Annotated in this window: 11 protein-coding genes; 1 reads left to right on the top strand and 10 read right to left on the bottom strand. The window is 61.0% G+C overall.

The genetic code is table 11. The features are described 5' to 3' along the window. The 10 genes from QZ326_RS08710 to galE all read right to left on the bottom strand — a co-directional run. A partial coding sequence (locus QZ326_RS08710) for an ATP-binding cassette domain-containing protein (protein WP_295744026.1) occupies positions 1-241 on the bottom strand: 241 nt, incomplete at its 3' end. A gap of 225 nt (positions 242-466) precedes the next feature. After that, positions 467-1,606, bottom strand: a complete 1,140-nt coding sequence (nagA, locus tag QZ326_RS08705) for an N-acetylglucosamine-6-phosphate deacetylase (protein ID WP_365328846.1) — start codon at positions 1,604-1,606, stop codon at positions 467-469. Next, positions 1,591-2,343 (bottom strand): glucosamine-6-phosphate deaminase, encoded by a 753-nt coding sequence (gene nagB / locus QZ326_RS08700; protein WP_295744023.1) that lies wholly within the window; start codon positions 2,341-2,343, stop codon positions 1,591-1,593. The genes nagA and nagB overlap by 16 nt, the downstream gene beginning before the upstream one ends. A 123-nt stretch (positions 2,344-2,466) precedes the next feature. Then, entirely contained in the window at positions 2,467-3,330 is an 864-nt protein-coding gene (locus tag QZ326_RS08695; protein ID WP_295744020.1) for a carbohydrate ABC transporter permease, read from the bottom strand. Further along, the gene (locus QZ326_RS08690; RefSeq protein WP_295744017.1) at positions 3,327-4,268 is read right to left on the bottom strand and encodes a carbohydrate ABC transporter permease; all 942 of its coding nucleotides are present in this window, start codon (positions 4,266-4,268) and stop codon (positions 3,327-3,329) included. The genes QZ326_RS08695 and QZ326_RS08690 overlap by 4 nt, the downstream gene beginning before the upstream one ends. 159 nt (positions 4,269-4,427) lie before the next feature. Beyond that, entirely contained in the window at positions 4,428-5,714 is a 1,287-nt protein-coding gene (locus QZ326_RS08685) for an ABC transporter substrate-binding protein (RefSeq protein WP_295744014.1), read from the bottom strand. A 186-nt stretch (positions 5,715-5,900) separates the two neighbouring features. Then, positions 5,901-6,767 carry a PocR ligand-binding domain-containing protein gene (locus QZ326_RS08680; RefSeq protein ID WP_295744011.1) on the bottom strand — a complete coding sequence of 289 codons (867 nt, stop codon included), beginning with the start codon at positions 6,765-6,767 and terminating at the stop codon, positions 5,901-5,903. Between the two features lie 91 nt (positions 6,768-6,858). Continuing rightward, a complete protein-coding gene (locus QZ326_RS08675) occupies positions 6,859-7,974 on the bottom strand; it encodes a phosphotransferase enzyme family protein (RefSeq protein WP_295744008.1) in 1,116 nt (371 codons plus the stop codon). Beyond that, the gene (locus QZ326_RS08670) at positions 7,971-8,897 is read right to left on the bottom strand and encodes a sugar phosphate nucleotidyltransferase (protein ID WP_295744006.1); all 927 of its coding nucleotides are present in this window, start codon (positions 8,895-8,897) and stop codon (positions 7,971-7,973) included. The genes QZ326_RS08675 and QZ326_RS08670 overlap by 4 nt, the downstream gene beginning before the upstream one ends. Before the next feature lie 14 nt (positions 8,898-8,911). After that, positions 8,912-9,931: a UDP-glucose 4-epimerase GalE gene (gene galE / locus QZ326_RS08665; protein ID WP_295744003.1), complete on the bottom strand. Its 1,020-nt coding sequence runs from the start codon at positions 9,929-9,931 to the stop codon at positions 8,912-8,914. 296 nt (positions 9,932-10,227) lie between these two features. On the opposite strand from galE, the gene QZ326_RS08660 reads away from it, so the two are divergent. Then, positions 10,228-10,613, top strand: a 386-nt coding sequence (locus QZ326_RS08660; protein ID WP_295744001.1) for a YafY family protein, incomplete at its 3' end; no start/stop codon positions are given.

Below are 10,613 nucleotides of genomic sequence, written 5' to 3'. Positions count from 1 at the left end.
TCTCCTCCAGGCCGGCCACCATCCGCAGGGTGGTGGACTTGCCGCAGCCGGAGGGGCCGACCAAAACGATGAACTCCTTGTCGGCAATGTCCAGACTGAACTCCTGCACGGCCACAACGCCCTCGTCGGTCACCTGCAGGTTCACCTTCTTCTCGGGCTCGCCGGCCTTCTTCTTGGCCTTTTTCTGATCGCCGCTGTGGGGGTAGACCTTCTTGATGTTCTTCAGGTTCAGAGTTGCCATACACTTCGGCTTTGATGGAGCGGCCTCCGCCCTCTCCACCTCGTCCCGGGACGCGCGGCCCCGAGGACTTTACGGCAGGTCTCCACACTGCCGCACCGCAAGCCGCTGCGGATTTTCCTCCTTTTGTTTGGTACCGGGGGCTGTGGAAGTGGAGCAGCCCGCGGCCCTGGTTTATTTATGGAAAGGCGAAAAATCCCGCCAAATCCAACGGAAAAGCAAGGGCGCTCAACCCTTCACCACCTGGCCCTTAAACACGACGGTCCGGATGGACAGGTCCGCCTGATTCAGCAGAACAAGGCTGGCCTCCTTGCCAACATCCAAGGTACCCGCTCTGTCCTCAATGCCGATAGACCGGGCCGGGTTGTAGGTGCAGGCCCGTACCGCGTCCGCCAGGGGAATACCGAAGGCGGCCGCCTGCCGCAGACAGCCCATGAGGCTGGTGACGGAGCCCGCCAGCGTCTCCGGATGACCCAGAATGGTGGCCCGGCTTCCGTGGACCTCGATCATCTGGCCGCCAAAGGGGTATTCGCCGTCAGGCATACCCGTAGCCCGGAGGGAGTCGGAGATGATGATCATTCGCTCTTTGCCGAACAGGTCAAAAGTCAGGCGAACCACCGCCGGGTGGATGTGGATGCCGTCGCAGATCAGCTCTGGCTGAACACCGGGAACCTCGTATGCCGCGCCGATAACGCCGGGGTCCCGATGGGCCAGGGGCGGCATGGCGTTGAAGAGATGGGTGGCGTGGTCCGCCCCCGCCTCAAAGGCGGCCTTGGCTGTGCTGTAGTCCGCCACAGTGTGTCCCACGGAAACGTGAATGTCCATCTCCCTGGCGGCCTTGATGAACGCAACGGAGCCGGGCTGTTCGGGGGCCACAGTCACCAGCTTCACGCACCCCTCCGCCGCCGCCTGGAGGCGCTCCAGCATGGGAACGTCCGGGTCATGGAGGAAGTCCCCGTTCTGGGCACCCTTTTTGGCCATGCACAGGAATGGCCCCTCCAGATGGGCGCCCACCACCTCCGCGCCGCCGGTGTTGTGCCTGCGGTGGGCGGCGGTGTTTTTGCAGATGGCTGTCAGCTGGTCCTCCGGCAATGTCATACCGGCGGGGCAGATATAGGTCACGCCCTGGGAAAGCTCAAAGTCCGCAATGCGCTGGAGCCCCTCTGGGGTGGCATCGCTGAAATCCTCCCCCACGCAGCCGTGGAAATGAACATCCACCAGACCGGGGATCACATAGCATCCGGCAGCGTCCAGCGTTTCACCGCCGCCGCTGGCCTGAGCGACCAGCCCGCCGTCCGTACAGACATCCCGGGCAATGAATCCCCGTTCCAGGTCGAAGACCTGGCCGCCGGTTATCCGCATACGCATACTCCCGCCTCAATCAGCTTGCTGAGGGCGGCTTCATCGCCCACCAGCACCACATCGTTATGGAGCTGGAGAATGGAGCCGGGGCAACGGGGCGTGATGGGCCCACAGACAGCGTTGTAAATGGCATCTGCCTTGTCGGCGCCGCTAGCCAGCAGCAACACCCGGCGGGCTGCCATGATGCAGCCGATGCCCATGGTAAAGGCCTGCTTGGGCACCTCGTCCCGGGTGGCAAAGAACCGGGCGTTGGCATCGATGGTGCTCTCCGCCAGGTCCACCACGTGGGTCGCCTTCATAAAATCCTCACCGGGCTCATTGAAGCCGATGTGGCCGTTCCGGCCCACCCCCAAAAGCTGCAGGTCCGCATAGCCCAGAGAGCGGATGCGCTCGTCGTATCTGGCGCATTCTGCCGCTGCATCCTCTGCCAAACCGTCGGGCACCCAGGTGTTCTCCGGACAGATGTCGATATGGTCAAAGAAATGCTCCTGCATAAAATAGCGATAGCTCTGGTCATGGTCGGGGGCCAGCCCCTTGTACTCGTCCAGATTCACAGAGCGGACCTCTTTAAAGCTGAAATCGCCCCGCTGGTGCCAGGCGACCAGCTGCCGGTACGTCCCCACCGGCGTAGAGCCGGTGGCCAGGCCCAGCACACAGTCCGGACGGCGAATTACCTCGGCAGAGATGAGGTTTGCCGCCCGGCGGCTCATGGCGTCGTAGTCCTTCTCGCAGTAAATTCTCATGGTATGCTCTCCCTTTCCAAAAGTCCTGTTTGGCGTACTCCGGCAGGATATGGATCACCGTTAATATATGGTATACCACACTCCAGATGGAATTCACCAGTTTTTTCTGAATACGCGGGGCCGTTATCCCTTCACGCCGCCAGAGGCCAGACCGCTGACCAGGTTCTTCTCGATGCACATAAAGAGGATGACCACGGGGATAATGGCGAAGATGGATGCGGCGAAGAGATACTGCCACTCGATGATGTTATAGCCGTTGAAGGTGTTGATGCCAACAGTCAGCGGCTTGAGGATATCGGTGGAAATCAGGCACAGGGCCACGGTGTACTCATTCCAGGCGTTGATGAAGATGAAGATCAGCGTAGTAACGATGCCGGGGGCCGCCACAGGCAGCAGAACCTTCATCATGGACTGGACCCGGGTACAGCCGTCGATGGTGGCGGCCTGCTCCATCTCCGCGGAGATACCCATGAAGGTGCCCCGCAGCAACCAGACGGTAAAGGCCTGGTTGAAGGCGGCGTTGATGAAAATCAGTCCCAGGATGCTGTCCGTCAGGCCCATGCTCAGCATAACCTTGTAAATACCGATCAGCAGCACCACCGGGGCGAACATCTGCGAGACGATGATGACGCCCAGGAAAGCGGTCTGTCCCTTGAACTTCATCCGGGCCAGGGCATAGGCGGCGGGAATGCCGCAGAGCATGGCAATGATGGTGGAGCCGCCGGCGATCAGGATGGAATTGAGCATGTACTTGGCCATGGGGGCCCGGCTCCAGATGTCGATGAAGTTGGACCACAGGGCCGTCACCGGCAGGATGTTGTCGCCGGAGAAAATCTCAACCCGGTTTTTCAGGGCGGTGCACAGCATGGCGAAGTAGGGGTACAGGGTGATGACGCACACGTCCAGGACGACGAAGTAGAGCAGGACGCGCAGAATGGTTTTCTTTATGGAAACCGGCTTTTTCACGGTGTTCACGGGCTGGCTCATAAATCGTCATCTCCTTTCCGCAGGGTGTAGATCATGTAGACGCTGGCGCAGACCAGCAGGATGAGGAAGCCGATAACCGAGACGGCGGAGGCCTCGCCCTGCTTGCCGTTGTAGAAGGCCAGCTTGTAGAGGTAGGTGACCAGGGTGTCGGTGCGGTTGGCGGGGTCGCCCTTGGTCATGGTCCAGATGATGGGGAAGGAGTTGAACACGTAGATGATGTTCAGCACCGTGGACACCGTGAGGGAGGACTTCACCAGCGGCAGGGTGATTTTAAACAGCTTCTGCCAGTAGTTTGCCCCGTCCACCGTGGCGGCCTCATAATAGGAGGTGTCGATGCTCTGCAATCCCGACAGGACGCAGAAGGTGACGAAGGGGATGGTGACAAAGATGCCGCAGGCGATCTCCCAGGCGAAATAGGCCTCCGGGGTGGGCGTCCAGTTCACCGGCTGGCTGATCAGGCCGATCTTCATCAGCAGGGTGTTCAGCGTGCCGTAGTCCTTATTGATGATGAAGCCCCAGGCGCTGGCCTGGATGACCAGGGTGGTGGCCCAGGGGAACACCACGATGGCCCGGGCGATCTTCCGGCCGCGGAACTTGTTGTTCAGGACCAGGGCCAGCATAAAGCCCAGCACGGTGGACAGCACAACCACGGCGATGGTCCACACCAGGGTGTTTTTCAGCACCAAGGTAAAGGCGGGGGCCTTGACCACCTTGATGAAGTTTTCAAAGTTGTTGAAGCCCTTGAGCTGGTTGGTTTTAGTCACCTGATTCATGGACATCTGGAACACCTTGCAGATGGGTACCACAATAAAGATGGCCATGAGGATGACGCTGGGGGCGATCCAGATGTACGGTTCGATTTTGCGGAAAACCTTCTTGCCGGAGCGGGCTGTCGTGCTGCCCGCGGGGGCGGCCTTTGGCGCAGTCAGTTTGCTCACGGGGACACCTCCCTAAATTTTCTCCCGCACGGACCCCTCCGGCCGTTTTCAAAACGCGGGGTTGTGTCCGCGCTTTGAAAGCGGCTGAAGGAGGCCGTGGGCCGGGCCAAAGGCCCGGCCCACGGCAGTACGTATTCGGACTTGCGTGTTAGGCGTGGTTTAGCCGGCGATCTCAGCCTGGAGGTTATCCAGCAGCTCCTGGACGTTGCCGCCCAGCAGGGCCTGCTGCTCCACGTTGATGACGCCCTGCTTCACGTCGGCCCACTCGGCCTTGGCGGTGGGATAGAACTTGCAGGAGCCCACGATGTCAACCCAGGGGGCCATGTTGGGATCGGAGGAGGCCACGATCTCGCCGCCGGCGGAGGTGGCGGGCAGGAAGCCCTCCATCAGCACCCAGTCAGAGTAACGGGCATCGTCATAGAAGTAGTCGAAGAAGGTCTTGATGGCCTCGATCTTCTCGTCGGAGTGACCGTTGTCGAAGCACATGAAGCGGTCCATAACGCCGGCGGAGACAGAGGGGTTGCCGCCGTTGGTGGGGATGGCGGCGAAGGCATAGTTGATGGTGCTGCCGCCCTCGGCGATGTAAGTGGGAATGGAGTTGGGTCCGATCATCATGGCAAGCTTCCCGGCACCGAACAGATCCTGCAGGTCATAGCGGGTCTCGGTGGCAGGGTCGGAGTTGGTGTAGCCGTCCTTCACCAGGCTGATGGCGTACTCAATGGCCTCCACGTTCTCGGGGGTATTCAGGGTCCAGTTGCCGTTGGCGTCGGTGAAGTCGCCGCCGTTGTTCCAGATATAATAGGCGAAGGCGGCCTGACCCTCGTCGGTGGTCATGTCAATGCCCCAGGGATAGATGCTGGAGTCATAGGCCTTGATCTTGGCGCAGGCATCCCTCAGCTCGTCCCAGGTGGTGGGAACTTCCACGCCGGCGGCTTCCAGGATATCCACATTGTAGTACATGGCGCGGGCAGAGGCCAGGTCGGGGATGGCCCACACGGTGCCGTCCACCACGGACTGGTCCAGGAAGGCGGGGTACATCTTGGCATAGGTCTCAGCGGAGACAAACTCCTCGGCGGGCAGCAGCAGGTCGTCGGCCTGATAGTCGGCAAAGACGTCGATATTCAGGATGTCAGGGGCCTGATTGTTGGAGATGCGGGTGTTGACCACGGTGTAGATGTCGTTCCAGGAGACGACCTCCACGGTCAGGTTGATGTTCTCGTAAGTGCTGTTGAACTCCTTCACGAAGTTGGCCCACCAGTCGCCAGTGTTCTGGCCGTACTGGGCGGCAATCACGTTGATGTCAACCTTCTCGGCGGGTGTCTCAGGGGCGGGATCGTTCTGCGCGGGAGGGGTGTTGTCAGTGGAAGGGGTGTCGTTTTTGCCGCCGCAGGCCACCAGGGCCATTGTCATGACCAGAGCCAGCAGCAACGCAAGAAATCTTTTCATCTTCATTCTCCTCTTTCATGAAATGATGTGGAAAACCCAGCTGCGGAGTATCTCCGTGGGAAATAATCCACAAAGGCGTTTCCGTAATCTAAATTATACTTGTTCATTCTGTGAATAATAGGGCAAAAAGTCCGCTTTATAGGAAAATCGTACGAACCGCGGAAGTTCGTACGATTTCGTAATCGATTAGCCGGAAATCCCCCTGCCGCTCAGGCCGTTTTTCCGAAAAGCGCTGGGTGTACTGCCGGTGACGGAACGGAAGACCTTGGAAAAATAATTATAGTCGCTGATGCCCACCATCTCCCCTACCACGGAGATGGGCAGGCCGCTTTGAAGCAGCAGCCGCTTGGCCTCGTCGATGCGCCGCCGGGCGATAAGGTATGACAGCGTGTGTCCGCCGGAGAGCTCCTTGGCCAGGGCGCACAGCTTGGTGCGGCCGATGCGCAGCTCCTGAGAGACAGAGGCCAGAGACAGTTTTTCCATATAGTGCCCATCCAGATACAGCTCCAGCTTCTGCAGGTCTGTCTGCTCCGCTGTGAGGATCATGCCCTTCAGCTGGATATAGGCGGACAATGCCTCCAGCGTCTCGGCGTAGGCCCGCAGCTCCCGCTGGCTGTACTGCCGGAACTGGAAGAAGGCGGGGCGCAGGGCATCCGCGCCGCCGGGATACCAGTCCAGGCGGCTCCGGGTCACCTCCCACTGCTCCTCCATGGAAGTCTCATCCAGATAGCAGCCAAAGGCCAGATAGGCCAGGGGCCGTTTCTTGTCAAAGAGGGGCATAATGGCCTCGCAGATCCCGGCGTGGCAGCGGTAAAACTGAAACCCCTTCTCCGCGGTGTAGTGCTGGATTTTGCACCGGTCGCAGGCCACACAGCGTTCGTGCCCCTCCGGAAGGTCGTTGAGCATCCTGCAAAAGGGCGGGTGGCCTTTGAACAGGTTGATGTCCCGCCCCTCCGGGTCCAGGATGTTGGCCGGCAGGCCGGTGAGGATATTGAGGTTTGCAATCAGCTTGCGCAGCCGCTCCTCGTCAAACAGAATATTCATCTCCGCCATCTGCAGATCACCTCCCGTGCGGACGCGGCGCTCTGCAGGGCAGAGCGCCTGCGGGAGGGCGCCCTCCCGCAGTGGTTTTCAATTCCGTATCTCAGCTCCCGCGGTACCGGTCCACAATGGCCCGCAGCTCGTCCCAGCGCGCCTCCATGTCCGCCACCAGCTTGAACTGGGTGCGGCAGCGGTCCAGGTTCTGCCGCTCCCGGCTGGTGTGAAAATAGGTGTCTCCCTCCAGGAAGTCCGTGAGGAAGCGCATCCCGCACTCCAGGGTCATCAGCTTGGCTCCCCAGGGGAGATACTCGATCTCCGCATCCGTCAGAGAACCGCCGGCACCCTCCAGAAAGGCGGCGGTATACACGCCGAAGAGGTTCACGTCCAGGCTGACTTTGCCGAGGTCGGTCTCGTCCTCGGCGCTGTGGTTGGCGCCAAAGCGGATAGAGTCACCAAAGTCGTAGATCACAAGACCCGGCATCACGGTGTCCAGATCGATAATGCAGATCCCCTCTCCGGTGGCCTCGTCCATGAGGACGTTGTTCAGCTTGGTGTCGTTATGGGTGACGCGGACGGGAAGCCTCCCCTCCCGCATGGCGCTCAGGGCCACGGAGCAGTCCGCCTCCCGGGCCAGAACGAAGCCGATCTCCGGCCGGCACTCCGCCGCCCGGCCCAGCCCGTCCGCCTCCACAGCGGCCTTGAACTTTTTCAGCCGGTCCTCGGTGTTGTGGAAGTTGGGGATGGTCTCATGGAGCCTCTGCGCCGGGTAATCCTTCAAAAGCTGCTGAAAGCGGCCGAAGGCCCGGCCGGAAGCGGCGAAGAGCTCCGGCGTGTCCGCCGCCTGGTGGCAGACGGTATGCTCCACAAAGGGGTAGAGCCGCCAGGCGCCTCCCTGGCTGTCGGTGTAATAGGCCTCCCCGTTTTTTGGCCGGATGACCTCCATGGCCTCCCGGCTCCGGTCGCCGCGCCGGGCCTCAATCTGCCGGCCCAGGTACTCGGTGACGCCGATGATATTCTCCATCAGCTGGTCCGGCCGCTTGAAGGCGGCAGCGCTCATACGCTGGAGGATGAAGCGGCGGCAGCAGGCGTCCTCCGGTTGGGTGTGTACGCAGAAGGTGTCGTTGATATGTCCCTGGCCGTACCGGACGGCACCCACTACGGGAGCGCCGAAGTCAAAGGCCCCCAGGACCTCCTGTAAGGTCTGTTCCGCCTGGCTCATGCCCCCACCTCCCAGAGATCGTCCGGATAGAGCCCGGAAGCCGTCTTATCCGCGATGGCGGCCATGACCGCGGGCTTGTCCTCCCGGTAGGTGACGCCGTACCACTTGTCCTCGCTGCGCAGCACCTTCACCCGGGCCTTTCCCTCGTCAATCAGCTGACTGACCACGGTGGGCAGAAAATACTCTGCCTTGGCGGGATTTTCCGCCAGGGCCTTGTCTAAAAAGGCAGGAAACCGCTTCCACGCCTCGTCCAGGAAGCTGCGGTTGAAGCCCCACATATTCATGGATACAATGGTATCCCCCGGCAGGTCCGTCCACGTCTTCCCGTCGTCCTCGGTGAAGCGGGGGGGCTCGCCCTTTTCAATCTTGGTGCGCTCGGTGACCTGGGTGAGGAAGCGGTCCGCCGTCTCCTCACACACGCCCCGGGCCACGGTGCCGTTCTCCGTCACCGTGTTTTTGAGGAGATACCCCACCATGACGTACTCGTAAAGCGCCCCGTCGGGGTGGCCGGAGAGGTAGGTGTAAATCTCCCGGAAGGCCTCCGGTCCGTAGTAGTCGTCGGCGTTGATGACGGCGAAGGGACCGTCCACAACACTCCGCACGGACAGCGCCGCGTGAGCGGTGCCCCAGGGCTTGGTGCGCTCCTCCGGGACGGCGTATCCCTCCGGCAGGTCCTCTTTCAGCTGGTAGGCGTATTTCACGTCCATCACCCGGGCCACCCGGTCGCCGATGGCGTGTTTGAAGTCCGCCTCGATCTCCGGCTTGATGACAAAGACCACCGTCTCAAAGCCAGCCCGGCGGGCGTCATAGATGGAGTAGTCGATGATGAGCTGGCCGTGATTCCCCACGGGGTCCAGCTGTTTGAGACCGCCGTACCGGCTGCCCATGCCGGCGGCCATGATGACGAGAACAGGCTTGTTCATACTCCGCTCCTCCTTTAACCCTTATATCCGCCCGGGTTCATGGACTGCCACTTCCAGGAGGAGGCACACATCTCCTCGATGCCAAGCTCCGCCTCCCAGCCCAGCTCCTCCCGGGCCTTCTTCGGATCAGCGTAGCATTGGGCGATGTCGCCGGGGCGGCGGGGGTCCACCACATAAGGCAGCTCCTTGCCGCAGGCCTTCTCATAGGCGTGGAGCACGTCCAGCACAGAGTATCCCTTGCCGGTTCCCAGGTTGCAAATGAAGAGGCCGCAGTTCTGCTCCAGCTTTTTCAGCGCCGCCACATGGCCCTTGGCCAAGTCGACAACGTGGATATAGTCCCGGACGCCGGTGCCGTCGGGGGTCTGGTAATCGTCGCCGTAGACGTGGAGCTTTTCCAGCTGGCCCACGGCAACTTTTGCGATATAGGGCACCAGGTTGTTGGGGATGCCGTTGGGGTCCTCGCCGATCAGGCCGCTCTCATGGGCGCCGATGGGGTTGAAGTACCGCAGCAGCGCCGCGTTCAGCGTGGGGTCCGCGGCGCAGTAGTCGGAGAGGATGCGCTCCTGGAAGAGCTTGGTGGTGCCGTAGGGGTTGGTGGTGCCGCCGGTGGGGAAATCCTCCCGGATGGGCACGGTGGCGGGATCGCCGTAGACCGTGGCGGAGGAGGAGAACACAAAGTTCTTCACGCCCCTCTCCCGCATGACCTGGAGGAGGTAGAGGGTGCTGATGAGATTGTTGGAGTAGTACTCCAGAGGCTTGCTGACGCTCTCCCCCACGGCTTTGAGCCCGGCGAAGTGCATCACGGAGTCGATATCTGGGTACTTCCGGAAGAGGGCCTCCACCTGAGCCCTGTCGCACAGCTCTGTGTTTTCAAAGGGGATCTTTTTCCCCACGATCTTCTCCACACGGCGGATGGCCTCCTCGCTGGAGTTGTAGAGGTTGTCCGCCACAACGACCTCATAGCCCGCCTGGATCAGCTCCACGCAGGTGTGGCTGCCGATATACCCGGCGCCGCCAGCAACAAGAATAGACATAAAACCGCTCCTTTCAGATTATAAAAATTTTTCGCCCCAGCGAATGATTTTTAAGGTTGATCACGTCCTATTGTAGGCCCCTTGGATGAAAATGGGAAGAGAGGAACGTACTGATTATTAGGAATATCGTTCGAATTATGCGTTTATTATACTAGGAATTTGCGGGTATGTCCAGCTGCATTGAAAATGGCGTTGAATCTAGCCGTCAGGCGTGGTATAGTTGCTTTCACGGGCCGGGCCCAATGGGGGCCCGGCCCGTGAAAGCCCGCTTGTGTCATTCGGGAGTGAAGGGAACGATGAAGAACAGCCGTCTTTTTGAGATTTTGTATCTGCTGGTGGAAAAGCGGGCCGTCACCGCCGGAGAACTGGCGGAGCGCCTGGAGGTGTCGGAGCGCACCATCTACCGGGACATCGACGCCCTGTCCGCCGCCGGCATCCCGGTGTTCACCCAGAAGGGCCAGGGCGGCGGCATCCGGCTGATGGACCAGTTCGTGCTGGACAAGGCCCTTCTCTCCCAGGCGCAGCAGGACGAAATCCTGTTCGCCCTCCAGGCCATCCTGGCCACCGGCGGCGGGGCGGAGGAGGACACCCTGTCCCGCCTCACCGCCCTGTTCCGCCGGGAGGGCAGCGACTGGCTGGAGGTGGACTTCACCGACTGGGGCAGCGGGGCGGCGGAACGGGA

The sequence above is a fragment of the uncultured Oscillibacter sp. genome (assembly GCF_910587525.1).
Taxonomy (GTDB): domain Bacteria; phylum Bacillota; class Clostridia; order Oscillospirales; family Oscillospiraceae; genus Oscillibacter.
The sequence above is the reverse complement of the archived record's forward strand: the minus strand, read 5'-3'. Positions and strand labels throughout refer to the sequence as shown.

Coding starts and splice junctions, on each gene's coding strand:
- QZ326_RS08670 (WP_295744006.1), bottom strand. CDS start 8,897: ATGAACAAGCCTGTTCTCGTCATCATGGCCGCCGGCATGGGCAGCCGG.
- QZ326_RS08675 (WP_295744008.1), bottom strand. CDS start 7,974: ATGAGCCAGGCGGAACAGACCTTACAGGAGGTCCTGGGGGCCTTTGAC.
- galE (WP_295744003.1), bottom strand. CDS start 9,931: ATGTCTATTCTTGTTGCTGGCGGCGCCGGGTATATCGGCAGCCACACC.
- QZ326_RS08685 (WP_295744014.1), bottom strand. CDS start 5,714: ATGAAAAGATTTCTTGCGTTGCTGCTGGCTCTGGTCATGACAATGGCC.
- nagA (WP_365328846.1), bottom strand. CDS start 1,606: ATGCGTATGCGGATAACCGGCGGCCAGGTCTTCGACCTGGAACGGGGA.
- nagB (WP_295744023.1), bottom strand. CDS start 2,343: ATGAGAATTTACTGCGAGAAGGACTACGACGCCATGAGCCGCCGGGCG.
- QZ326_RS08680 (WP_295744011.1), bottom strand. CDS start 6,767: ATGGCGGAGATGAATATTCTGTTTGACGAGGAGCGGCTGCGCAAGCTG.
- QZ326_RS08695 (WP_295744020.1), bottom strand. CDS start 3,330: ATGAGCCAGCCCGTGAACACCGTGAAAAAGCCGGTTTCCATAAAGAAA.